The organism is Kitasatospora sp. NPDC050543 (genome assembly GCF_044457565.1).
GTDB lineage: Bacteria > Actinomycetota > Actinomycetes > Streptomycetales > Streptomycetaceae > Kitasatospora.
The window spans coordinates 176,092-199,305 of record NZ_JBITGZ010000011.1 but is presented as its reverse complement, the minus strand read 5'-3'; the positions used below and the strand labels follow the sequence as shown (position 1 = coordinate 199,305).

Here is a 23,214-nt window from a genome sequence, read left to right as displayed (position 1 = left end):
CGATGAGCCTGCTCGGGACTCTCGCCCGGCTGGAGGCCGTCCGCAGCGGCCGGGCCGAGCCGCTCGCCACCGTCCGCCACCGCCACCTCTCCGACCGCCCGATGGTGGTGGTGCCGCTGGTGTACGCCGGTGAAGAGGGCGCGCCGCTGGCCGTCCTGCTCGGCACCGAGCGCGACGCGCCGCGGCTGCACATCGTGCCGCAACCGCTGAACCGGCCGCTGCGCTTCGACTTCCTGGCCGGCTTCGCCGCCGACCTGCTGCCGTACCTGGAGTCCTTCGGCGCGCAGGTCGAGCAGATCGAGGGGTCCGAGAAGGATCCGCAGACCGGCGAGAAGACCCAGGTCCTGCGGGAACTCTGCGCCGAAGCGCCGCAGTTGATCGTCCCGAACAGCGGCGCGGTGCGCCATCTGGCGCTGCTCGGCCGGTCCACCCGGTTCCGCCGGACGATCGAGGACGCCGATCCCGGGCCGTACCCGGCGCCGGCCCGGGTGCCGCTGCTGGGCCGCTGGCTGACGCACCTGACCGACCGCGCCCAGGTGCCCGGCAGCAGCCTGCTGCTGCCGATGACGGTCCTGCTGGCCAGGCACTGGGCGACGGGCCAGAGCCACCTGGAGGACCAGCACCTGGCCGCGCGGCTCGCCTGGCACTGCCCGCCCGGCGGCCTGCCGGGCGCCGCGGCGGCCGAGCTGGCGGAGTCGGCCCGCGACGCGGACGGCCAGCTGCTGCACCCGCCCGCCGGGCCGGCCACCGACCCGCGCTTCGACGAGCTGGTGCTGGCCCCGGCGATCACGCGCTACGACGCCGCCGCCTCCGTCCTGCGGCACACCGACCCGGACGCCGAGCCGCATGCCCACCGGCGGGCCCGGCGGCACGTGGACGAGGCGGTCGAGCGACTGCACTCCGTGCTGGAGCGCGCCCTGCTCCCCACCTGGCGGGACGTCTGGCACGGCCTGGACCTGCTGCGCGCCCTGCCGCCCGCCGCCCATCTGGAGGAGCGCTGGACGGGGGACCGCTGGTCGTACACCGGGCACCGCGACCGGCTGGCCGCCGGGGAGCCGCCGCAGCCGCGGCTGGACGACGCGGTGACGGCGGCCCGCAAGCTCGCGCAGCGCGAGCGCGAGCAGGTGCGGCTGGAGGTCCAGGAGGCGCTGGACGATCCGCTGGCGATGGCGGAGCGCAGGCTGGCCGGCGAGGCCTTCAGCGGGGTGGTCACCGAGGTGGTGCCGGAGTACACCTCGGGCCGCTCCCCCAGGCCCCGCCCGCTGGTGACGGTCCGTACGGGCGACCGTCCGCACGCGGACCTCGGCCGGGAGGCGCACCGGGCGCACGCGCCGGCGGCCCAGAAGGCCGAGATCGCGGCGGTCGACGCGGCCGGCGGCCTCATCACGCTGCGCATCCTGTCGGGGATGGGCCGCAAGCGGGAGCCCGAGCCGGGCAGTCTGCCCGAGCCCGGCGAGCGGGTGACGTTCACGCTCTTCGAGCTGACGGCCCGCCAGTCCGCGCCGCTGCCCGAACCCGACGACACGCCGTGGACGCACGGCGGCCCGCCCGGCGGCGCGCACCCCGCGAGCGCCGCCAGCGCCACGACCAGCGCGAACGCCACGAGCGCCGCCGCCACGGAGGAATGGGAGTGACCAGCCCGATGGACCAGCCGAAGCGCACCCCCGGCGGCCGGCCGGCCGGCCCGACCTCCGGTGCAGGCCCGACCACGGGCGCGGTCCCGGCCTCCGGCTCAGGCCCCGGCGCCGCGGCCGACGCGGTGGTGGCCGAGATCCTGAACGCGACCGTCCGCCCCGTCGTGGGCGCCCAGCGCGGCGTGGTCGTCGACTCCCCGCCGGGCGCGGGCAAGTCGACGCTGGTGGTGCGGGCCGCCCGCGAGCTGGTCGGCGCCGGGGAGCGGCTGATGATCGTCGCCCAGACCAACGGCCAGGTGGACGACCTGGTGGACCGGCTGGCGGAGAAGGCCCCGGACATCACCATCGGCCGCCTGCACGCCGCCGACTCCCGCCCGGCGCCGGAGGCGCTGCGGCACGCCAATGTCACCGCCGCGGAGAAGGTCGGCGACCTCGCCGAGCTGGACGTGGTGATCTCGACCTCCGCCAAGTGGCAGTGGGTGAAGGCCGAGGCGCCGTGGCGGCACGCGATCGTCGACGAGGCGTACCAGATGCGCTCGGACGCGCTGCTGGCCGTGGCCCGGCTGTTCGAGCGGGCGCTGTTCGTGGGCGACCCCGGGCAGCTCGACCCGTTCACGGTGGTCGGCACCGAGCAGTGGGCGGGCCTGTCGTACGACCCGTCCGGCAGCGCCGTGGTCACGCTGCTCGCGCACAATCCGCAGATCGAGCCGTACCGCCTGCCGGTGTCCTGGCGGCTGCCGGCCAGTGCGGCGCCGCTGATCTCCTCGGCCTTCTACCCCTATACGCCGTTCCGCTCCGGCACCGGGCCCGACGAGCGCCGCCTCACCGCCTCGGTGCGGCCGGACGGCTCTGCGCTGGACGCGGCGATCGACCGGGCCGCCGAGCACGGCTGGTCGCTGCTGGAGCTGCCGGCCAGGCACACCGTACGGACCGACCCGCAGGCGGTCGCGGCCGTGGCGGCCACCGTCCGGCGGCTGCTGGAGCGGGGGCTGACCTCGCACTCCGAGCAGGGCGAGGCGCCGTTGTCCCCCGCCCGGATCGCCGTCGGCACCGCCCACCGGGACCAGGCGGCGGCCGTCCGCGCGGCCCTCACCGCGCTGGGCGTGCCGGTCGACCACGCGGCGGGCCCGGCCGTCACCGTGGACACCGCCAACCGGTTGCAGGGGCGGGAGTACGACGTGACGGTGGTGCTGCACCCGCTCTCCGGCCGCCCCGACGCCACCGCCTTCCATCTGGAGACGGGCCGGCTCTGCGTCCTGGCATCCCGGCACCGGCACGCCTGCATCGTCGTCGCACGCGAGGGGATCGCCGCTCTGCTGGACGAGCATCCGGCGACGGAGCCGGTGCAGCTGGGCGTGTCGGTGCAGTTCCCGGACGGCTGGGAGGCCAACCACGCCGTCCTGGCGCACCTGCGCAGGCACCGGGTGGCGCTGCGTTGAAAGCCCGCCCCGCGCGCCGGGCAGGTGGGGCGCCACCCCGGCGCACGGGGCGGGAATAGCGCCCGCCGCCACACCGTTCCGTTAGCGGCTGCCGCCGAGCGACAATGGACGGCGGTCACGAGCTGCTGCCCCTGCCCGGGCGGCCGCGGCGGCCCGCGGCCGTACCCAGCACCCACCACCCCCCGGAGGTGTCACGCTATGCCCGACTCCCACGCGAAGGCGTCCGACCGGAGCGGCTCCCCCGCGCCGGCCGCCCAGGGCCACGGCACCCCCGAGCCGCCCGCCCGCCGCCTGCGCCCGGCCCAGCTGCTCTTCGAGCCGCAGGCCGCCGAAGCGGAGCCGGAGCGGTTCTTCGACCTGGAGTCGATCGAGGACCCGGCCGATCTGCTGCGCCGCTCCACCGAGCTGGCCCTCGCCTTCCGGGCCGCCGCCGAGCGCGCCACCGACTACCAGGCCGTCGCGGCCGCCCAGCTGGCGGACCCGCGCCGCTTCGACGCGCTGTCCGCCGCCGAGATCGCCGCCCGCGCGGACTGGACGCCGGACTACGCGGCCAAGATGGTCGAGTACGGCCACACGCTGCTGCGCCCGCAGCGCGACAAGGGCGACCGCTGACGCTGCGCCGCCCGGTGGCGGCCGGCCGCCGGCGCCGGCCCGGGCCCACCGGGTAGCCGCAGCCTCGGCAGCGGCCTCGGCCTCGGGCTCAGTCCCGGGCTCGGTCCCAGGCAGCCCGGGCGTGTCGCCACTGGCATATGCGCGGGGCAGGGTACGCCGCACCGCTTGGCGCTGTCCGGCAAACCCTGCTTTCCCTCCGCATCACCCACGCGAGGGAGCACCCTGCTCCTCGTGGACATCTGGACCTATCAATCCGTGGAGTACGTGACCGTGGCGGGGGAGGCCTGGCTGGCCTCCGCCAGTGAGTACCCGCGCAGCATGCGCGCCCTGTGGGAGTCACGCCCGTGGGCGGCGTCCGTGCTGCCGTGCGGCCGCGCCTTCGACGTGATCAGCATGCCGTCGCTGTTCGGCCGCAAGGTGCTGGACGAGCTGTGGAACTCCGGCCCCGGCTGCGGCCCGGTGGCGACCTACCGCGGGCGCACCCTGCTGTTCGTCCAGCCCGGCGCGGCGCCCCGGCTGCGTACGCTGCTGGCCTGGGAGGAGTGGGCCCGCGACGTGCCACCGCTGCTGTGCCACGGCCTCGGCGACGCAGTGACGGTGCCCCCGGTGCAGCGGATGGTGAACTCGCCGGACTCGCCCGGCCAGGGCGCCGGCCGCTGGATCGTCGCCCCGGACACCAGGGAGCCGTGGCTGCCGGGCGCGGCCGTGGTGCTCTGGGCCTGTGTACGGGCGACCCGCGAGCCGGTGGCGAGCGGCGTCCTGGACGAGGTACCGCCGCCGGCCGACTTCCGGACCGTACTGCCCCGGCCCCGCACCGGGCAGCTGCGGCCGCTGCCGTCCGCCTGAGCGATCCGGGCTGCTGCCGGCCGCCGGTATTCGATTTTGGCTCCATGACGGGCCGCTGCTAAAGTCTTCTCTGTCAGCAGGCGCCGCTAGCTCAGTTGGTTAGAGCAGCTGACTCTTAATCAGCGGGTCCGGGGTTCGAGTCCCTGGCGGCGCACAGACGGTTCGAAGGCCTCTCGCGAAAGCGGGAGGCCTTCGGGCGTATCGGAGCACCCATGGGCAGGCGCCCTGGGCCCACCCGTCAGGCCTGCTCCGCAGCCTTGGCCTGCTCGGCGGCTTTGGCCTGCTCGGCGGCCGCGAGGCGGCGCCGGGCCTGCGCCCAGTCGATCGGCAGCTCCTCCGCGGCGGCCTCCCAGAAGGTGAAGGTAGAGTCCTTCATCACCCCGCGCAGCGAGGTCATGATCGACCGGTGCGGCTCGGCCCGGACGTAGCCGTTGAGGCTCTCGCGGTCCTCCCAGGCCGAGAGCGTCCAGAAGGTCCGACTGAGCGGCTGCGCGACGAGCGAGGCGCCGACCGCGCCGCGGGCGGTGCGCACCTGGCGCCAGGCGGCCAGGGACTTGAGGAAGAACCGGGGCACGTCCCGCAGCGAGCGGACCTCCAGCCGGGAGGCCATCACCAGGACACGCGTCTGCGGCTGCGGCGGGTTGGGCGTGACCCAGGGAAGCGTGGGCATGTCGATCGACCTCCGGTCGGGCGAAGCGGGCCTCTCCATAATAGACACTGGAACTCTCCAGTATCCATAGGGTCTGCTTAAAGAGGCCCCCCGCCATTGCGGCGAGGGGCCTCGGGAGAGCCCTGGATCAGCGGCCGCGCACCGAGCGGTAGCGGGCCACCAGCTGCGCCGTGGAGCTGTCGAGCTCCCCGGCGCCCTCGCCGGTGAGCAGCACCGGCTCGATGCGCTTGGCGAGCACCTTGCCGAGCTCCACGCCCCACTGGTCGAAGGAGTCGATGTTCCAGATCGCGCCCTGGACGAACACCTTGTGCTCGTACAGCGCGACCAGCTGGCCGAGCACCGACGGGCTCAGCTCGTCGGCCAGGATGGAGGTGGTCGGGCGGTTGCCCCGGAAGGTCTTGTGCGGCACCAGCTCGGCCGGCACGCCCTCGGCGGCGACCTCCTCCGCCGTCTTGCCGAAGGCCAGCGCCTGGGTCTGGGCGAAGAAGTTGGCGAGCAGCAGGTCGTGCTGGGCGACCAGGCCGGGCTGGAGGTCGGCCACCGGCCGGGCGAAGCCGAGGAAGTCGGCCGGGATGAGCTTCGTCCCCTGGTGCAGCAGCTGGTAGTAGGCGTGCTGGCCGTTGGTGCCCGGGGTGCCCCAGACCACCTGGCCGGTCTGCCAGCTGACGGGGTTTCCGTCCCGGTCGACCGACTTGCCGTTGGACTCCATGTCCAGCTGCTGGAGGTAGGCGGTGAACTTGGACAGGTAGTGCGAGTACGGCAGCACCGCGTGCGACTGGGCGTCGAAGAAGCCGTTGTACCAGACGCCGAGCAGACCGAGCAGCATCGGGACGTTGCGCTCGGCGGGGGCGGTGCGGAAGTGCTCGTCGACCAGGTGGAATCCGTCCAGCATCTCGCGGAAGTGCGCCGGGCCGATCGCGATCATCAGCGAGAGGCCGATCGCGGAGTCGAAGGAGTAGCGGCCGCCGACCCAGTCCCAGAACTCGAACATGTTGGCCACGTCGATACCGAAGTCCGCCACGCCCTCGGCGTTGGTGGAGAGCGCCACGAAGTGCTTGGCCACCGCGTCGGTGTCGGCACGCAGCTCGGTGAGCAGCCAGTTCCGGGCCGAGACGGCGTTGGTGATGGTCTCGATGGTGGTGAAGGTCTTGGAAGCGACGATGAAGAGGGTCTCGGCGGCGTCGAGGTCGCGGATCGCCTCGTGCAGGTCGGCGCCGTCCACGTTGGAGACGAAGCGGACGTCGAGGTCGCGTGCGGCGAAGGAGCGCAGCGCCTCGTACGCCATGGCCGGCCCGAGGTCGGAGCCGCCGATGCCGATGTTGACGACCGTCCTGATCCGCTTGCCGGTGTGGCCCCGCCACTCGCCGGAGCGGACCTTGTCGGAGAAGGCGGCCATCTTGTCGAGCACGGCGTGCACGGCGGGCACCACGTTCTCGCCGTCCACCTCGATGACGGCCTCGCGCGGGGCGCGCAGCGCGGTGTGCAGGACGGCGCGGTGCTCGGTGTTGTTGATCTTCTCGCCGCGGAACATCGCGTCCCGCAGCCCGGCGACGCCGGTGGCGTCGGCCAGCTCACGCAGCAGGTCGAGGGTCTGGTCCGTCACCAGCTGCTTGGAGTAGTCCACGTACAGGTCGCCGACGCTGAGGGTGTAACGGCTGCCGCGGCCGGGGTCGCCGGCGAACAGCTCGCGCAGGTGCAGCTCGCCCAGCTCCGCCCGGTGCTTGCCCAGGGCGGCCCACTGCGGGGTGCGGTCCAGCGGCGTACGGCCGCTGGCGGGGGTCTGCGACATCGATGCTCCTCGATTCATCTGGAAGTGCAGATACCGGCTGGGCCAGGCGGGAGGGTTTCGCGAGGTCCGGCGGTACCGGGGTGGTGCGCCGGCTGCGTTGACGGCCTGCCCGGGCCAGCCTATGCAACGCGGCGGGCCCTTTCGCACATTCCGCTCCACGCTGCCGCGAGCCCCGGCGCGGCGGTGCCAGGCCCCGGCCGGAACGGCCCGCACGGAGCGGACCGGACCGAGCGGCCGCGCACCGGGGGCAGGGGGCAGGGGGCGGGGGGCGGGGCGGGCACGCTCAGCTGCGTTCGGAGCGCAGGTCCAGGCCCCGCATCACCCGGTCGACCAACTCCGGGTCGGCCCCCGGCTCGCTACGGGCCGTCAGCATCTCGCGCCGGGAGGCGGCGATCATCTCCTGCTCGACGGTGTGCGCCGCGTGCCACTGGGCGATCCTGATCCGCGCCTCGGCGGCCTCCTCCTCGGCGTAGTTCTCCGGGCAGAGCCGGGCCAGCCGGTCGTACTGGCGGGTGCGCAGCCGCTCGGCGACCTCGGTGGGCAGCCTCTCCTGCTCCTCCAGTTCCCCGAGCCGGTCCAGCCCGGCCTTGGCCGCGCGCCACCAGAGTTCGCGCACCGCCTGCTCGTGGGCGTCGTGGCCGAGGTCCAGCCGGAGCAGCCGCACCAGCCACGGCAGCGACAGGCCCTGGACCAGCAGCGTGAAGAGCACCACGGTGAACGCGATGAAGACCAGCCGGCCACGCTCGGGGAAGGGCTCGCCGGAGTGCAGGGTGAGCGGGACGGCCAGCGCCAGCGCGACGGTGGCGACGCCGCGCATCCCGGACCACCAGAGCACCACGGTCTCCCGCCAGCTGATCGGGGTGTCCTCGTCCTCGCCGCCGCGCAGCCGTCTGGACAGCCAGCCCGCCGGCAGCAGCCACACCAGCCGGATCACCACGACCGTGGCGATCACGGCGGCGGCGTCGCCGAGCATGGCCGTCCAGCCGGAGCCGACCTCCCGCAGCACGGTGGCCAGCTCAAGGCCGATCAGGCCGAATGCGACGCCGGTGATCAGGATCTCGACGATCTCCCAGAAGGCGTTGCCGACCAGCCGGTAGGAGACCTCGTCGGCGTCTGCCGCGCGTTCGGCCAGGTGGAGGGCGCAGACGACGACGGCTAGCACGCCGGAGCCGTGGACCTCCTCGGCGAGGCTGTACGCGGCGAAGGGCACCAGCAGGTTCAGCGCGACCTGCTGGGTGGGGTCGTCGAGCATCGCGGCGAGCCTGGCGTTGAGCCAGCCGAGGGCGACGCCGATGACCACGGCGAGTACGGCGGAGAGCACCAGGCGCAGCACCGCGTGTTCGACGGAGAAGTCACCGCTGACCACGGCATCGATGGCCAGGGAGTAGATGACGATCGCGGTGACGTCGTTGAACAGCCCCTCGCTCTCCAGGACGGCCACCAGGTGGCGCGGCAGCCCGACGCTGCCGGCCACCGCGACGGCGGCGACCGGGTCCGGCGGTGAGACCAGCGCGCCGAGCGCGACGGCGGCCGCGACCGGCAGGGCGGGCAGCAGCCAGTGGACGGCGCCCGCGACGGCGATCGTGGTGACCACCACCAGCGCGACGGCGAGCAGCAGGATCGATCGGGCGTTGGCACGGAAGTAGCGGACCGAGGAGCGCCGGGCGACGGCGAAGATCAGCGGCGGGAGCACCAGCGGCAGGATCAGCTCGGGTTTGATCTCGACATTGGGGATCTGCGGCACCAGAGCCATCACGATGCCCAGCAGTGTCATCAGCACGGGCTGCGGTACGCCGGTGCGGCGCGCCAGCGGCATGGTCACCACGGAGGCGAGCAGCACCAGGAAGAGCAGTGGCAGCTGGCCCACGGGGAGTCCTCTCGGCGGATCGGGATCTCTCGGTGGCGGGGCCGGGGCAGGGCGACCATCGGGGCGGGTCGGGGCGGGCGGGTCCGGGGTGCGGCCCGGGGTGCGGCCCGGGGCCTCTACCGAAGGGTAAATCTGACAATGGGCCCGGCTTGCCCCGGCGCGCCGTACCGGCCCGACCTCAAGCCCGCTTCACACCTGCCTCACATTCGCCCTACATCCGCCGCACGTCCGATGAGGTCCGATGAGGTCCGTGACGTCCGGGGCGAGGCCACCCCGGCACTCCTGGCGCCCTTACGGCCCGGCCCGGCGACCCCGGGCGAACCGATTGGAGATTTCCGCCTCTGACCAGGTAATGTTCTTCCTGTCAGCAGGCGCCGCTAGCTCAGTTGGTTAGAGCAGCTGACTCTTAATCAGCGGGTCCGGGGTTCGAGTCCCTGGCGGCGCACAGACAAGCCTCAGGGCCCCTCGCTTCGGCGAGGGGCCCTGAGGCGTTGGCGAGGCGGTTCACCAGCAGCCGTGCAGGAGCGCCACCAGTTCGGCGGCGAACTCCTCCGGCCGCTCGATGTGGACGCTGTGGCCGGCGTCGAGGACCACCTCGCGGACGGCTCCGCCGGCCGCGGCATAGCGGCCGAGCACCGCCCTGGTCTGCGCAACCATCGGCTGGGCGGGGCACTCCTGCTCGCCGGGCCAGCCGGGGACGACCCCGAGCGCGCCGAGGTGGGCGAGGTCGAACAGTGAGGTGTCGGAGACGATCACGTCGTGCGAGCCGCGCAGCCAGAGCACCGGCGGCTTGGGGTCGGCGAGCTCCAGGTCGTCGATCCGGAAGTGGGTCGGCGCCAGAGAGTTGAGCACGCCGCGGTCGCCCGGCGCGGTGCCGGGCCAGGCGTCGGTGCTCCGCGAGTCGCCGGGGTAGTGGTCGTCGCCGACCCGGGTGGAGAGCATCCCGGCGAGGTACACGTCCAGCAGCTCGGACTCCAGCGGCGGCTTGACGTAGCAGCTGGTGAGCACCGTCCGTGGGGAGAGCGGCGACTCCTCCCCGCGCTCGCCCGCCGCCAGCAGCCGGACGAACTCCGCATTGGCCGCCCCGCCCCCGGAACCCGCGCCGTCCGGGTGGTTGAGCCGGCCGTCGGACCCGTGCGTGCCACCGAAGCCGTACGGGGAGACGGGGTTGACCAGCGTCACCGAGCGCAGCCGCTCCGGGTGCTCGCGCAGCTGCTGGAGCACCACTCCCCCGCCCATGCTCCAGCCGACCAGGTGCACTCGGTGCAGGCCGAGCGTCTCGGTGAGCGCGGTCAGGTCGTCGCTGTGGTCGCGCAGCCCCCGGGTGGCGTCCACGGGCAGCGGGTCGGTGCCGCCGAAACCGCGCAGGTCCACGGCGATCGGCCGGTACCGCTCGGGCAGGTCGAGCATGGCCCGCTGCCAGAACAGCGCGGAGGAGACGTTGCCGTGCACGAAGACCACCGGCTCGCCGGACCGGCCTTCGATCTCAAGGATGTTGACGGTCAGCCGGGAGGTCGCGACCTTGCGGGCGGTGAGGGTGGGCAGCAGCATGACGGGGGTGTCCTTCCTGGCTCGCAGGGCACGGGTTTCGGGCGGCCGCGGGCGCCTCGGGCTCCTCGGTCGTCACAGGCTCGGCGCTCAGGTGAGCCAGCTCTCGACCTGGGCGCAGGCGGCGGCGTTCCACCCCAGTTCCAGGTGGTTGGCGGTGGCGATCAGCGCGGTACCGCCGACCGTGCCGATCCCGGTGGTGTCGAGCGCGCTGGAGACGAAGACCACGCCGTCGCTCGGCCCGCGGTTCTCGTTGAAGATCCCGACGATGCTCGGTGTACCGCCGGCCAGCAGGTAGGCGGGTACGGAGGCGGGCACCCCGGCCTGGCGCAGCGGGGCGATCAGCGAGCCGGCGTCCACGGCGCTCTGGATGCCCGTGCCGTAGGTGTAGAGGCCCTGGCCGCCGTAGTAGGTGGTGTACCAGTCCTGCTGGCTCTGGTCGATGCCGTAGACGGCGTCGAAGCGGGCGAGCATCTGGCGCTGGCCGGGGTAGTCGTCGTACCCGCCGGTGGGCGCGAAGGCGTACTCGGGGTGCGTGGTGTAGGTGCCGTAGCAGGTCATCCGCAGGTGCGGGGAGGGAGCGTTGATCTTGCCGCCGCACTCCGGCCAGATGCTGAGGTCGTGGGCCCAGCCGTGCGCGTAGGGGTAGTCGTAGCCGCCGTTCGGGCCGCCGAGGGTGACCAGTCGGCGGACGTCGCCCGCGTACGCCCGGCCCCAGGAGGGTTTGACGGAGGAGACGTACGCGCGGGTGGACATCTCTCCCTTGCTCCAGCCGACCAGGTCGACCTGCGGCACGCCGAGCCTGGCGCGGATCAGCGCCACCGCGTCGCCGACCTCCTGGGCCTGCATCAGGTTGTCGCCCTGCTTGTGCGCGAAGCCGATCGCGAAGACCCGGTGGCCGCGGGCGCTCAGGTACTGCATCAGCCCGGTGCCGGGGCAGGAGAGCGCGCCGCAGCCGTAGCCGCCGGACTCGCCCGGGTTGGCCCAGGCCCGGTCCGGGTTGTCGTTGGCGCCGTGCACCAGCAGTACCGGTACCTGGCGGGCGCCGGTGTTCCAGCCGGGCGCGGAGTAGAGCAGGAAGCGGCCGGAGTACGGCTGCTTCACCCCGCCGAAGTAGGTCAGCCGCCGGCCGTCCTGGTCGCCCCGGCCGTCCGGCGGGTACTGCTCCTGCCGGAACCCGGACGTGGTGTCCAGGTAGCGTTCGACCTGCTCCCAGCCGTTGCCGGCGGCCGCGCCGCCGTACGTCGCCTCCAGCTTCAGATAGGCCGGTGGCGCGGCCGAGGCGGGCAGCGCCCCGGCGAACACGCTCACCAGCGCCAGCACCACCGCCAGGATCCAGCCGCCTCGTGTCCGCACCGTCCGCCACCTCCCATGCCCCTCGGGCCCGAGCGGCCCGCCCGCCACGGTAGGCGGGGTGGGTGTGGGCCACCCATGTGGGCGGCCCACACCCACCGGGCCGCGATGTGCGGTCCGCACCCCTGTACGGCTGCGGGCGGGCGGGCCGGTCCGCCTCCGGTGCAGCCGGTTTGACGGCCGGTCGGCGGACCGGCCGGTCGTCGACACGGAGGCGTCGGTACGGGCGGGTCGGTACGGGGCGGTCAGCCGAAGTAGGCGTCGAAGTTCTTCGAGAACTCGCGTCCGCCGTATCGGTCCCAGTTGATCGACCAGGTCATCAGGCCGCGCAGGCCGGGCTGGGCGCCGGCCCGCGGGACGTAGTCGCCGCAGTTGGCGAGCCGGGTCAGGCAGTCCAGCGCCTTGTTCACCTCGGCGGGGGCGACATAGCCGTTGCCCGCGTTGACGGTGGCCGGCATGCCGATGGCGACCTGGGAGGCGGCCAGCGGCGGGAAGACGTCGGCGGTGTTGCCCGCGACCGGGAACCCCTTGAGCAGCATGTCGGTCATCGCGACGTGGAAGTCGGCGCCGCCCATCGCGTGGTACTGGTTGTCCAGGCCCATGATGGAGCCGGAGTTGTAGTCCTGGACGTGCAGCAGGGTGAGGTCGCCGCGCAGCGCGTGGATCACCGGCAGGTAGGCGCCGGCCCGCGGGTCCTGGCCGCCCCAGGGACCGGAGCCGTAGTACTGGTAGCCGAGCTGGACGAAGAAGGTCTCCGGGGCCATGGTGAGCACGAAGCCGGCGCCGTACCTGGCCTTGAGGGTCTTCAGGGCGGAGATCAGGTTGACCACCACCGGGGTGGTCGGGTTCCTGAGGTCGGTGTCGCCGGTGTTCAGCGACAGCGAGTGGCCCTCGAAGTCGATGTCCAGGCCGTCCAGGCCCCAGCGGTCGATGATCGCGGAGACCGAGGAGACGAAGGCGTCCCGGGCGGCGGTGGTGGTGAGCTGGACCTGGCCGTTCTGGCCGCCGATCGAGATCAGCACCTTCTTGCCCCTGGCCCGCTTGGCGGCGATCGCGGCCTTGAAGTCGGCGTCGGACTCCACACCCGGGCACTCGGTGGCCGGGCAGCGGTTGAAGCGGATGTCCCCGGAGGTGACGGAGGTGGGCTCGCCGAAGGAGAGGTCGATGAAGTCCCAGGAGTCGGGGACGTCCGCGACGCGGGTGTAGCCGGCGCCGTTGGCGAAGCTGGCGTGCAGGTAGCCGACCAGCGCGTGCGGGCCGGCGGGCGGCGGGGTGCTGGTGGCCGTCGCCGTGGGGGACGCGGTCGCCGTGGGCGAGGACGTCACCGTGGGGGACGCGGTCGCGGTCGGGGACGCCGTCGCGGTCGGGGACGAGGTCATCGTCGCCGTCGGTGAGGCGGAGGGGCTCGGTGCGCCCGGGCCGTCCAGCGAGACGTCGTCGGCGTAGTAGGTGCCCTGCCCGTACCAGCCGTGGGTGTAGACCGTCGCGCTGGTCTGGCCGGCGGCGGTGGTGAAGCTGAGCGTGAGCTTCTGGTACGCCCCGCCGGTGCCGGGCGTCCAGGTGCTGGCACCGCCGTCCACGCCCAGGTAGACGTAGGAGCCCTTGACGTGGGCGCTGAGCGTGTACGTCGTGCCGGGCGCGACGGTCACCGTCTGCGAGCACTTCGCGCTGTCGCTCGCCGAGGCGGCCCCGGCGAGGGCGTAGCCGCCGGTGCGGGCCTGGCCGGGGACGACGCTGCCGGTGCCGCCGGTGCAGCTCCAGGGAGCGAGGGCGCCGCTCTCGAAGCCGCCGTTGGCGAGGAGCTCGCCGGCCGAGGCGGACGGCGCCAGGCCGACCAGCAGGCCGGCGCCGGCGGCCGCGACGGCCAGGGCGGTACCGGCCGCGACCGGCCGGAGGGACGTGCGGCGGGTACGACGGGCCGGACGGCGGCCGGGGTCGGTGGCTGATGCCGCCGCCGATGGTGTTCTGCGCATGCGGGGTTACTCCTGCCGGGCGCGGATCGTGGGGGACGTCCATGGGCATGGCGGAGCCTGGGCCTTGGCCGGTGGGGGTTCGGCCGCCGAGTCACCCATTTGGACTAGACCACTGAAGTGGATCCGCGGGCGCCCTGTCAATGACCCCGCACGCCCCCGGACGGCCCGCCGGGCCACCGGTTGCGGGGCCTCAGCGCCCGTCGAACGATTGAGAGGTGACGGCCCCCGGCTACCTCCGATACCCCCACCTGCACGGCGACCTGCTGACCTTCACCGCCGAGGACGACGTCTGGCTCGCCCCGCTCGCCGCCGACGGCACCACCGGCCGCGCCTGGCGGGTCAGCTGCGACCGCACCCGGGTCAGCCACCCCCGCTTCTCCCCCGACGGCACCACCCTCGCCTGGACCAGCTGGCTGGCGCTCACCCCCGAGGTCTGGACCGCCCCCGTGGCCGGCGGCCCGGCCGGACGCCTCACCCACTGGGGCAGCCAGGACACCCGGGTCCGCGGCTGGCTGCCCGACGGGGAGGTGCTCGCCGTCACCTCGTACCACGAGCCGTTCGCCCACTACACCTGGGCACACGCCGTCCCGCCGGACGGCGCGACCGCCCGCCGGCTGCCCTGGGGCCCGGTCGGCGACGCCCAGATGAGCCCCGAGCACACCGCGCTGCTCACCGGCACGGCCCCGCACGAACCGGCCGCCTGGAAGCGCTACCGGGGCGGCGCCACCGGCCGCCTATGGGTGGACGGCGAGCGCATCCTCACCGACCACCCCGGCCACCTCGCCTCCCCGATGACCATCGGCGACCGGATCGCCTTCCTCTCCGACCACGAGGGCATCGCCAACCTCTACTCCTGCGACCCCGACGGCTCCGACCTGCGCCGTCACACCGACCACGCCACCTACTACGCCCGGTGGGCCGCCACCGACGGCACCCGGATCGTCTATCAGCACGCCGGCGACCTCTGGCTGCTCGACGGCCTGGACGCCCCCGCCCCCCGCCGCCTCGACCTGCCGCTCGGCGGCGCCCGGGCCGGCCGGCGCCCGTACCAGGTCAACGCCGCCTCCCACGTCAAGGACCTGGCCTGCGACCTCACCGGCCGGACCGGCGTGATCACCGTGCGCGGCAGCCAGTACTGGCTCACCCACCGCGACGGCCCCGCCCGGGCGCTCGCCGACACCCCGGGCGTGCGCACCCGGCTGCCCGTGGTACTCGGCAGCAGCGGCGAGGCCGCCTGGATCACCGACGCCGAGGGCCTGGACGCCGTCGAGATCGCCCCGCTGCCGGGGCACGAGGAGCACCCCGCCAGGGAACCCCGCCGGATCGCCGCCGGCCGGATCGGCCGGGTGCTGGAACTCTCCGCCGCCCCCGACGGCCACACCCTGGCCGTCGCCGCCTCCGACGGCCGGCTGCTGCTGGTCACCACCGGCGACGGCGAGGTACGCACCGTCGCCTCCTCCGGGTACGGGCCGGTGGGCAGCGCGGTGTTCTCCCCCGACTCGCGCTGGGTCGCCTGGTCCGAACCGGTCGCCGGCCGCTCGCTGCGCCGCATCCGGCTCACCCGGACCGACGCCGCCGCGCCCGTCACCGACGTCACCGACGGCCGCTTCGAGGACGAGCAGCCCGTCTTCACCCGGGACGGCCGCTACCTGGTCTTCCTCTCCTGGCGCGGCTTCGACCCGGTGCACGATGTGCACACCGGCGACCTGTCCTTCCCGCTCGGCTGCCGCCCGTACCTCGTCCCGCTGGCCGCCGACACCCCCTCGCCGTTCGCCGCACCCGCCGAGGGCCGCGCGCCCGGCGCCGTCCGCGACCGCGGCGAGGCGCCCGGCGACGGCACCGTCACCGTCGAACCGCAGGGCATCTCCGGACGGCTCGTCCCCTTCCCGGTGATCGCCTCCAAGTACTCCGCCACCGACTCCGTCCGCGGCGGCCTGGTCTGGCTGCGCTGGCCGATCTCCGGCGCCCTCGGACAGACCTTCGCCAACCCGGACGACACCTCGGGCCGCCCCTCGCTGGAGTACTTCGACCTGGCCCGCGGCACCCGCACCACGCTGGTCGACAAGCTGGACGGCTACGCCGTCTCCGGCGACGGCGGCTCGGTCGCCGTCTACTCCACCGGAACGCTGCGGATCGTCCCGGTCGCCACGCCCTCCGCCGCCCTCAGCGTCGACCTGCGGCGGATCACCCACACCGTGCACCCCGCCGAGGAGTGGCGCCAGGCCTACCACGAGGCCGCCCGGATCGTCCGCGACCAGTTCTGGGACACCGACATGTGCGGCCTGGACTGGCCCGCGCTCACCGCCCAGTACGCGCCGCTGCTCGAACGCATCGCCAGCCCCGACGACTTCGCCGACCTGCTGCGCGAACTCCTCGGTGAACTCGGCACCTCGCACGCGTACGTCACCCCCGCCCGCCGCGCCGAGGGGCCCACCCCCGTCCAGCAGCCGCTCGGGCTGCTCGGGGCCAACGTCCGCCGCACCCCCGAGGGCCGCTGGCTGGTCGACCGGGTCCTGCCGGGCGAGTCCTCCGACCCACGTGCCCGGGCCCCGCTCGCCGCCCACGGCGTACAGGCCGGTGACGAACTGCTCGCCGTGGCCGGCCGCCCGCCCGACCCGCTGCGCGGCCCCGCCCCGCTGCTGGCCGGCACCGGCGGCACCACCGTCGAACTCACCCTGCGCACCGGCGGCCCCGACGGACCGCTGCGCCGGATCACCGTCACCCCGCTCACCGACGAGCGGCCGATCCGCTACCAGGACTGGGTGACCAAACGCCGCCAGCTGGTCCGGGAGTTCAGTGACGGCCGGTGCGGCTATCTGCACATCCCCGACCTCGGCGGCTCCGGCTGGGCCCAGTTCAACCGCGACCTGCGCCGGGAACTGGACAAACCCGCGCTGGTCCTCGACGTGCGCGGCAACGCCGGCGGCAACGTCTCGGAGCTGGTGCTGGAGAAGCTCGCCCGCCGGGTGCTCGCCTGGGACTTCAGCCGCGGCCGGCAGCCCGTGCGCTACCCCAGGGACGCCCCCCGCGGCCCGGTCGTCGCCCTCGCCGACGAGGCCACCAGCTCGGACGGCGACGTCATCATCACCGCGATCAAACTGACCGGCCTCGGCCCGGTGATCGGCAGCCGCACCTGGGGCGGCGTGGTCGGCATGACCGGCCGCCACCAGCTCGGCGACGGGACGCAGATCTCGGTGCCCAAGAACGCCTCCTGGTTCACCGGCGGCCTCGGCTGGTCGGTGGAGAACCACGGGGTGGAACCCGACGTCCACGTGCTGCGCGCCCCGCACGACTGGGCCCGCGGGCGGCACCCGGAGCTCGCCACCGCCGTCCAGCTCGCACTGGAGCTGCTGGAGGACGCCCCGGCGGCCATCCCCCCGCCGCTGGACACGCCCCGCCCCGACCTGCGCCGCCCACCACTGCCGCCGCGGTAGCGCGGGCGGCGGCACACGGGGCGGGCGGCGGCGGCACGCGGGCGTAGCCAACCCGGGGAGGCGTGGCGGGCGCACGGAAGGGGCGCGCCCCGGCAGGCGCGCCCCTTCCGTATTCAGATGGCCGTGTGCCGGCGGCGGTGTGGCAGCGGCCGGGTCCCGGCGGGATCGTCCGGGCGGTCGGTCAGTCCCAGGGATCGCCCTCGGCCGTCATCTCGTCCCGCGCCCGCTGCTCCTCCTCCGACAGCTTGGTGCTCGGCTGCGTGTCGCCTGCCCGCGTGGACTCGTCGAGGAACGCGTCCGCCGCCTCGTCGTGGGCGAGGGCCGCGCGCTGAGCGGGGTCGGACATGGCGTCGGAGCCCTGCTCCTGCATACCGCCGAGGGAGGATTTGGCCTCGTCGGTGGCATCGTGCGCCTTGTGGCGGAACCTGTCGAAGATGCCCATGTCTCCTCCTCCGGGTGGTTACCGGGCTGTCCCCACTCTCACACCGCCGGGGCCCGCCCGCATCCGGGGACACCGGGCCCGCGGCTTGCCAGGCCCGGTGGCGCATCCGCAGAACAGGTCCGGGCCGATGATCAGTCCGCGCGGTGGCGCCACCAGGACATCAGCGTGGCGCACACGAAGAGGGCGGGCGTGCCCACGGCCGCCACCGTCCCCGGGTTCAGCACCGACTTCAGCCCGTCCGGCAGTTCGATGAACAGCGGCAGCAGCATCACCACGACGAGCGCCGGGAACGTGATCATCGTCCAGGACAGCCCCGACATCAGCGCGATCATCCGCAGCTCCCGCCGGTCGATCCGCCGGGCCGCGTCGGCGTCCGGCGTCCAGTCCTCCCCGCGCAGTTCCTCCCAGGCGGCGCGCAGCGCGGCCACCTCCCGGTCGACGTTGACGTGCTTGTCGTCGATGTAGAGCAGCTGGAGCCGGCCGGCGTCGCGGCCGTACGCGAACACGAAGAACCTCGGCGCCTCCTTGTGGGCGCCCGCCTGGGGGTTGATCTCCTTGCGGATGTCCTGGATGTCCTCCCAGGCCAGCCGGCGTTGCCGGACGAGACCCCGGACCCGGATGCTCTTGAGGTCCGCGGTGGTCGAGGCGCGCTGCGCGCCGATCACCAGCCAGGCGATCAACGCGGCGGCCAGCCCGGTGATCAGCCACTTGATCCCGCCGGAGACGTCCTCGGCGGACCAGACCGGCAGCAGCCCGGCCACCGTCGAGAACGACAGGATGCCGAGCAGGATCCCCGCCCTGCCCGGGCCCGCCCGGTACTCGCGCGGCAGCGTCTCGTGACTCATGGCCCACCTCTGACGATCAGTCAACTTCACTGCGGTACAGGCAGTGTAGGGCCGCGTACGGCCGGGCGACAGGCTTCGGCCCACGGGAGGACGCGTGGTCTCCCGTGGGCCGCCGGAATCGGCCGGGTGTCAGCCGGTGGTCAGCCGGTGATGCTGGCCCTGCCCGTCTCCAGATGGCCGGAGAAGCGCTGCGACCAACCGGCGTCGGAGTCGACCGTCACCGTGAGGTCGTACCAGCCGTTCTGGTACGCCACGACGTTGAAGTAGTCGCTGACGTTGCCGCCCGCCGGGACCTGGTACGTCCAGGGCCCGTCGGTGCGGTAGTTGTTGGCGGCGATGGTGAAGGTGACCGGCGCCGTCCCGGCGTTGGCGAGCCTGAACCAGATCGCGAGCTTGCCCGTGCCGGGCTCGACCGCGTACGAGGCGGTGACCGTGACGTTCCTGCCCGCCTTGGTGGCGTCCCCCTTGAAGCGGCGCAGGAAGCGGTTCGGGCCGGTGACGCCGAGGTCGTACGGGCCGTTGCCGAAGCCGAGGCCGCAGTTGAAGAAGTCGCTCTGGTTGCCGCCCGGGTCGACGGTGTACTGCCAGGGGCCGCCGCTGCGGTAGGCGTTGGCGTAGGCCGCGAAGTGCGCGGCGCCGACGGCCGCCGGGCCCTCGTTGGCCATCTTCAGCCAGACCTTCATCACGCTGCCCGAACCGAACTCCAGGTGGTCCAGGTTGGCGTTCGGCTGGTACGGCAGGGCGCGGGCCGGGCGGGTGCCCGGCTCCTGCACCGGGAGGGCGTTGTTGACGGGCGCGGGGTTGGGCAGCGGCCCGCAGGTGGACAGGCCGATCACGGCGTCGGTGTTGGGCAGTGCCGGCATGCCGTAGACCGGGTTGGCGAAGTCGAACACACCGGTCAGGTCGCCGGTCACCTTGCGGCGCCAGGCGCTGATGTTCGGGCAGGTGGCGGGCTTGCCGATGGCCGCCGTCCAGCGCTCCAGGAAGCGCAGCACCGAGGTGTGGTCGAAGACCTCGGAGTTCACCCAGCCGCCGCGGCTCCACGGCGAGACGGCGATCATCGGGACACGGAAGCCGAGGCCGATCGGCGTGCCGTTGTAGAACTCGCCGGCGGTGCCGGCCGGCGGCGAGGGCGGCGGCACGTGGTCGAAGAAGCCGTCGTTCTCGTCGTAGTTGAGGAACATGATGGTGGAGTTGAAGACGTCCGGGTCGGCGTTCAGCGCGTCCATCACCATGTGCACGAAGTGCGCGCCGTCGGCGGGCGTGGCGTACGGGTGCTCGGAGGAGGCCTGGTCCGCGACCACCCAGGAGACCTGCGGCAAGGTGCCGTTGAGTACGTCCGCGCGGATCGCGGCGGCGATGTCGTCCGGGGTCCGCCCGGTGACCTTGGGCACCGAGCCCATGCCGCGGTCGTGCAGCGGGTTGCCGGCCGGGGCGTCGGTGAACTGCTTGAAGTACGCGAGCGCGTTGTCGCCGTAGTTGTCGGCCGCGTTCTGGTAGACCTTCCAGCTGACGCCGGCGTTCTGCAGCGCCTCGGCGTAGGTCTGCCAGCGCAGACCGGACTCGTCCCCGCCGTCGTAGGCCGGGCCGCCCGCCGTGCCGCCCGGGTCGATGGTGCCGCTCCAGTGGAAGGTGCGGTTGGGGCCGGTGGCGCTCAGGGTCGAGCAGAAGTAGGCGTCGCAGATGGTCCAGTTCTCGGCCAGCGCGTAGTGGAACGGGATGTCCTGGCGGGTGAGGTGGCCCAGGGTGCGGACGTTGCCCTTGGCCCAGACCCAGGAGTCCATCCTGCCGCTGTTCCACGCGGTGTGCTGGTCGGACCAGCCGTGCGCGAGGTCGCCGTTGCACTGGGCGAGGCGCTCGGGGTCGGCGCCGCCGGCCGGCTTGGTGGCGCTGAACTGCCACGGGTACTGGCGGCCGAGGCCGTTGGGCTGGTTGAAGACGCTGTAGCCGCCGGCGATCTGGATCGCGCTGCGGTCGGCGAAGCCGCGGACGCCGCGCAGCATCCCGAAGTAGTGGTCGAAGCTGCGGTTCTCCTGCATCAGCACCACGATGTGCTGGGCGTCGCCGAGCGTGCCGGTGTGCGACAGCGCGGCCGACGGCGCCGGGGCGACCGCCGCACCGGCCTCGGTGGCGGCGCCGGCACCGACCACGGCCGCCCCGGCGGCGGCCGCCCCCGACAGTGCCATGAACTTCCTACGACTCAGCTCGGCCATCAGCCCGCCCGCCCCTTCACTGGCGATGTTGTCCACACAAGTCGTGGACTTGTCGGTCGCGGAGCATCCTCACGCAGCCGTGCCGGGCTGACCAGAGGTCGGGAGCAGCGTTGTCGGACTGTTCGCCCGCCGGTCGGCGAGCGACCGGCGGGTGAACGACGAGGTCACCGGTCCTTCACGGTGATCCCCAATGCCTGTGCGAACTGCGGGGCGAGTTCGAAGAGTTGGCTGCTGCTGATCAGCGCCCCGCGCAGACCCTCGTGCCCGTCGGACAGCCCGAGCCGGACGGCTCCGCGCAGGTCGGTCTTCGACAGCCGGGCGCCGCGCAGCCGGACCTCCTCCAGGGTCGAGCCGAGGAACGTCACCTCGGTGAGCCTGGCGTCGCCGAAGTCCACGTCGCGCAGCACGCAGTCCTCGAAGACGACGTCCCGCAGCGTGGCGGCCCGCAGGTTCACCGACTCCAGCTTGCACTGCCGGAAGACCACCCGGCGCAGCGCCGAGCCGTGCGCCGCGATCCCGGCCAGCACCCCGCCGAGGAACGCGGCGTCCTGCCACTCGCTCTCCGCGAGATCGCAGGCCACCAGCCGGCTGCCCTGCACCCACACCTCGTTGAAGCGGCCCTGGCGGAGCCTGACCCCGCTCAGCGAGACGTTGCTGAACGCGCACTCCAAGAAGGTCGCCCCGCCGGCGGCCTCGTCCGTGTACTCGCCGCCGTCGAAGAGCGCGGTGTCGTAGCGCTCGTCCGACCGCAGCCGCCCGGTGTGCGGGGTCAGCAGATGGGCGTAGGGGAGATCACCGAGCTGGTCGGGCACGGGGAGCGGCATGGGCGAGACCTTACGGACGGGGGTCGGGCACGGTCGCTCGCATCGTCGCACGGGGGACTGACAGGAGGCCGGGGCGCGCGCCGGGCGCACTCGCACACCACCGGGCGCCGGCGGAGAGCGCTCACTCCCGCAGCCGACTGCTTCGCCCCCGCAGCATGCGGGTACGGACGTAGCGTGGCGCGCACTTGACCACTGACAGGCCGTGCGCGGCCGAGGGGGTACACCATGGCCGGCCACCGGATCGAACCACGCAAAGGCATCTGCGCTCCCGGGTTCTTCGGCTCCGAACTGCGCGAGGCCCGCGAGCAGGCGGGAATGAGCCAGGGCGACCTGGCAGCGCGCATCCCCTGCGACCGTTCGCTGATCGCCCACATCGAACTGGCGCGGAGGGTGCCGCAGGAGAACCTGGTCAAGGCCTGCGACGTCGTGCTCGGCACCGGAACCTTCCTGCACCGGATCTGGGGCAAGGTCGGTTGGTACCAGGAGATCGACCACCCCGACTGGTTCCGCCTGTTCGCCGAGCGAGAGGCGAAGGCGACCATGGTCCGTGAGTACCAGCCCACCTGGATCTCCGGTCTGCTCCAGACCCCCGCCTACGCCCGCACGCTCTTCAGCGAGGGCGACGCGGCGGGTGATCCCGACCTGATCAAGGAGCGCTTGGCAGGCCGACTGGCCAGGCAGGAACGGTTTCTCGGCGGCTGGGACGCACCGCTGCTGATCGTCGTGATGGACGAGTCAGCCCTGCACCGGATCGTCGGCGGGCCGGAGATCATGTACGAGCAGCTCAGCCACCTGCTGAAGCTCGGCCGGCGGCCGAACATCATCATTCAGATCGCGCCGTTCTCCCTCGGCGGCCGTACGCTGTCCAACGGAGGAATGACCCTGCTGACGTTTCCCGGCGGGACGGAGTGGATCTACTCGGAGAGCTTGAACCGAGGACATTTTGGCAATGCTCCGGAGCAGCTGGTCCAGCGGGCGCAGGCCTACGATCGGTTGCGGGCCGCCGCCCTCTCGGCTCCGGAATCCGCGCGGTTCATCCGCCGCTCCATGGAAGGAATGCTGAACATGAGGCCGACCCGACCCGACCTGACGACCGCCCAGTGGTTCAAGTCCTCCTACACCGGCAGCAACGGCGGACAGTGCGTCGAGACCGCCTACAACTTCGCCGCCGAGGGCACCGTCCCCGTCCGGGACTCCAAGAACCCCACCGGGCCCGCCCTTCTCTTCTCCACCGCCTCCTGGCGTGACTTCGTCCGGGCCACCGCCGCAGGGGAGTTCGGGGACGTCTAGCCGAGGTCGGTGAGCTCCTGGGCGAAGACCGTACCCAGCGGCTCCGGGCCGATGTACTGCTGGCAGTTGCACTGCCGGGCCTCGTACTGGAGGGGTTTGCGCTCGGCGTCCCACGCGGTCGGGGCTTCTACCACCTCGTGGCACCGGCCGGCCTTGTCGTGCTTGGCGAGGTGGTGCGTGCAGCCGCAGACCGGCTCGGGCGGGCGGTTCGCCGCCTCCAGCGCCAGCTGCTTCCGCTCGGCGGCCTTGGCCAGCTCCAGCTTCCGCTCGTGGCGGGTCCTCAGCGCGCCGCGGACGTTCTCACCGACCGCTCCACCGAAGATCACCACGGCGGGTATCACCATCCACACCCAACCACCCATGCCAGCGACTCCCCACGCTCCGACCGGTCTCACAGCTTAGACCGACCGGCAAATGGGGTGACAAGAGCGGCGG

Annotated in this window: 17 protein-coding genes and 2 tRNA genes; 8 read left to right on the top strand and 11 right to left on the bottom strand. The window is 73.3% G+C overall.

The window, feature by feature from the left end:
- The first annotated feature begins 2 nt into the window (after nt 1-2).
- The 5 genes from ACIBH3_RS16685 (at nt 3) to ACIBH3_RS16665 (ending at nt 4,685) form a co-directional block, all read left to right on the top strand.
- Nucleotides 3-1,634, top strand: a complete 1,632-nt coding sequence (locus ACIBH3_RS16685; RefSeq protein ID WP_396312688.1) for a hypothetical protein — start codon at nt 3-5, stop codon at nt 1,632-1,634.
- A gap of 8 nt (nt 1,635-1,642) precedes the next feature.
- The gene (locus ACIBH3_RS16680; protein WP_396312726.1) at nt 1,643-3,073 is read left to right on the top strand and encodes an AAA family ATPase; all 1,431 of its coding nucleotides are present in this window, start codon (nt 1,643-1,645) and stop codon (nt 3,071-3,073) included.
- Between the two features lie 198 nt (nt 3,074-3,271).
- Nucleotides 3,272-3,685 (top strand): hypothetical protein, encoded by a 414-nt coding sequence (locus ACIBH3_RS16675; RefSeq protein WP_396312687.1) that lies wholly within the window; start codon nt 3,272-3,274, stop codon nt 3,683-3,685.
- A gap of 231 nt (nt 3,686-3,916) precedes the next feature.
- Nucleotides 3,917-4,531, top strand: coding sequence for a bifunctional DNA primase/polymerase (locus tag ACIBH3_RS16670; protein WP_396312686.1), 615 nt, complete (start codon nt 3,917-3,919; stop codon nt 4,529-4,531).
- Between the two features lie 80 nt (nt 4,532-4,611).
- Nucleotides 4,612-4,685 (top strand) — tRNA-Lys (locus ACIBH3_RS16665).
- Nucleotides 4,686-4,769: 84 nt separating this feature from the next.
- Here the strand turns inward: ACIBH3_RS16665 and ACIBH3_RS16660 are convergent.
- The 3 genes from ACIBH3_RS16660 to ACIBH3_RS16650 all read right to left on the bottom strand — a co-directional run bounded on the left by ACIBH3_RS16660 (nt 4,770) and on the right by ACIBH3_RS16650 (nt 8,857).
- Nucleotides 4,770-5,201: a DUF3291 domain-containing protein gene (locus ACIBH3_RS16660; RefSeq protein ID WP_396312685.1), complete on the bottom strand. Its 432-nt coding sequence runs from the start codon at nt 5,199-5,201 to the stop codon at nt 4,770-4,772.
- Between the two features lie 127 nt (nt 5,202-5,328).
- A complete protein-coding gene (gene pgi / locus ACIBH3_RS16655; protein ID WP_396312684.1) occupies nt 5,329-6,990 on the bottom strand; it encodes a glucose-6-phosphate isomerase in 1,662 nt (553 codons plus the stop codon).
- Between the two features lie 283 nt (nt 6,991-7,273).
- Complete coding sequence (locus tag ACIBH3_RS16650; RefSeq protein WP_396312683.1) at nt 7,274-8,857, bottom strand: Na+/H+ antiporter; 1,584 nt, start codon at nt 8,855-8,857, stop codon at nt 7,274-7,276.
- 371 nt (nt 8,858-9,228) lie between these two features.
- Here ACIBH3_RS16650 and ACIBH3_RS16645 point away from each other — a divergent pair.
- Nucleotides 9,229-9,302 (top strand) — tRNA-Lys (locus ACIBH3_RS16645).
- A gap of 59 nt (nt 9,303-9,361) precedes the next feature.
- On the opposite strand, the gene ACIBH3_RS16640 is transcribed toward ACIBH3_RS16645, so the two are convergent.
- The 3 genes from ACIBH3_RS16640 to ACIBH3_RS16630 form a co-directional block, all read right to left on the bottom strand.
- The gene (locus tag ACIBH3_RS16640; RefSeq protein WP_396312682.1) at nt 9,362-10,408 is read right to left on the bottom strand and encodes an alpha/beta fold hydrolase; all 1,047 of its coding nucleotides are present in this window, start codon (nt 10,406-10,408) and stop codon (nt 9,362-9,364) included.
- Between the two features lie 87 nt (nt 10,409-10,495).
- Nucleotides 10,496-11,761, bottom strand: a complete 1,266-nt coding sequence (locus tag ACIBH3_RS16635) for an esterase/lipase family protein (protein WP_396312681.1) — start codon at nt 11,759-11,761, stop codon at nt 10,496-10,498.
- Nucleotides 11,762-12,003: 242 nt separating this feature from the next.
- Nucleotides 12,004-13,731, bottom strand: coding sequence for a chitinase (locus ACIBH3_RS16630; protein WP_396312680.1), 1,728 nt, complete (start codon nt 13,729-13,731; stop codon nt 12,004-12,006).
- A gap of 215 nt (nt 13,732-13,946) precedes the next feature.
- Here ACIBH3_RS16630 and ACIBH3_RS16625 point away from each other — a divergent pair, with 215 nt between their 5' ends.
- The gene (locus tag ACIBH3_RS16625) at nt 13,947-17,165 is read left to right on the top strand and encodes a S41 family peptidase (RefSeq protein ID WP_396312679.1); all 3,219 of its coding nucleotides are present in this window, start codon (nt 13,947-13,949) and stop codon (nt 17,163-17,165) included.
- 181 nt (nt 17,166-17,346) lie between these two features.
- On the opposite strand, the gene ACIBH3_RS16620 is transcribed toward ACIBH3_RS16625, so the two are convergent.
- The 4 genes from ACIBH3_RS16620 to ACIBH3_RS16605 all read right to left on the bottom strand — a co-directional run bounded on the left by ACIBH3_RS16620 (nt 17,347) and on the right by ACIBH3_RS16605 (nt 21,489).
- Entirely contained in the window at nt 17,347-17,607 is a 261-nt protein-coding gene (locus ACIBH3_RS16620; RefSeq protein WP_396312678.1) for a hypothetical protein, read from the bottom strand.
- A gap of 131 nt (nt 17,608-17,738) precedes the next feature.
- Entirely contained in the window at nt 17,739-18,452 is a 714-nt protein-coding gene (locus ACIBH3_RS16615; RefSeq protein ID WP_396312677.1) for a PH domain-containing protein, read from the bottom strand.
- Nucleotides 18,453-18,592: 140 nt separating this feature from the next.
- The gene (locus tag ACIBH3_RS16610) at nt 18,593-20,665 is read right to left on the bottom strand and encodes a phosphocholine-specific phospholipase C (RefSeq protein WP_396312676.1); all 2,073 of its coding nucleotides are present in this window, start codon (nt 20,663-20,665) and stop codon (nt 18,593-18,595) included.
- 164 nt (nt 20,666-20,829) lie between these two features.
- Nucleotides 20,830-21,489, bottom strand: a complete 660-nt coding sequence (locus tag ACIBH3_RS16605; protein WP_396312675.1) for a pentapeptide repeat-containing protein — start codon at nt 21,487-21,489, stop codon at nt 20,830-20,832.
- Between the two features lie 225 nt (nt 21,490-21,714).
- Between ACIBH3_RS16605 and ACIBH3_RS16600 the strand changes: the two genes are divergently transcribed.
- On the top strand, nt 21,715-22,779 hold the full coding sequence (locus ACIBH3_RS16600; protein WP_396312674.1) for a Scr1 family TA system antitoxin-like transcriptional regulator: 1,065 nt from the start codon (nt 21,715-21,717) through the stop codon (nt 22,777-22,779).
- On the opposite strand, the gene ACIBH3_RS16595 is transcribed toward ACIBH3_RS16600, so the two are convergent.
- On the bottom strand, nt 22,776-23,141 hold the full coding sequence (locus ACIBH3_RS16595; protein WP_396312673.1) for a hypothetical protein: 366 nt from the start codon (nt 23,139-23,141) through the stop codon (nt 22,776-22,778). The genes ACIBH3_RS16600 and ACIBH3_RS16595 overlap by 4 nt on opposite strands.
- Nucleotides 23,142-23,214: the final 73 nt, after the last annotated feature.

What these genes read in the sequence shown, in the direction of transcription:
- ACIBH3_RS16685 (WP_396312688.1), top strand. Translation starts at nt 3, where the DNA reads ATGAGCCTGCTCGGGACTCTCGCCCGGCTGGAGGCCGTCCGCAGCGGC.
- ACIBH3_RS16680 (WP_396312726.1), top strand. Translation starts at nt 1,643, where the DNA reads ATGGACCAGCCGAAGCGCACCCCCGGCGGCCGGCCGGCCGGCCCGACC.
- ACIBH3_RS16675 (WP_396312687.1), top strand. Translation starts at nt 3,272, where the DNA reads ATGCCCGACTCCCACGCGAAGGCGTCCGACCGGAGCGGCTCCCCCGCG.
- ACIBH3_RS16660 (WP_396312685.1), bottom strand. Translation starts at nt 5,201, where the DNA reads ATGCCCACGCTTCCCTGGGTCACGCCCAACCCGCCGCAGCCGCAGACG.
- pgi (WP_396312684.1), bottom strand. Translation starts at nt 6,990, where the DNA reads ATGTCGCAGACCCCCGCCAGCGGCCGTACGCCGCTGGACCGCACCCCG.
- ACIBH3_RS16640 (WP_396312682.1), bottom strand. Translation starts at nt 10,408, where the DNA reads ATGCTGCTGCCCACCCTCACCGCCCGCAAGGTCGCGACCTCCCGGCTG.
- ACIBH3_RS16630 (WP_396312680.1), bottom strand. Translation starts at nt 13,731, where the DNA reads ATGCGCAGAACACCATCGGCGGCGGCATCAGCCACCGACCCCGGCCGC.
- ACIBH3_RS16620 (WP_396312678.1), bottom strand. Translation starts at nt 17,607, where the DNA reads ATGGGCATCTTCGACAGGTTCCGCCACAAGGCGCACGATGCCACCGAC.
- ACIBH3_RS16615 (WP_396312677.1), bottom strand. Translation starts at nt 18,452, where the DNA reads ATGAGTCACGAGACGCTGCCGCGCGAGTACCGGGCGGGCCCGGGCAGG.
- ACIBH3_RS16610 (WP_396312676.1), bottom strand. Translation starts at nt 20,665, where the DNA reads ATGGCCGAGCTGAGTCGTAGGAAGTTCATGGCACTGTCGGGGGCGGCC.
- ACIBH3_RS16605 (WP_396312675.1), bottom strand. Translation starts at nt 21,489, where the DNA reads ATGCCGCTCCCCGTGCCCGACCAGCTCGGTGATCTCCCCTACGCCCAT.
- ACIBH3_RS16600 (WP_396312674.1), top strand. Translation starts at nt 21,715, where the DNA reads ATGGCCGGCCACCGGATCGAACCACGCAAAGGCATCTGCGCTCCCGGG.
- ACIBH3_RS16595 (WP_396312673.1), bottom strand. Translation starts at nt 23,141, where the DNA reads ATGGGTGGTTGGGTGTGGATGGTGATACCCGCCGTGGTGATCTTCGGT.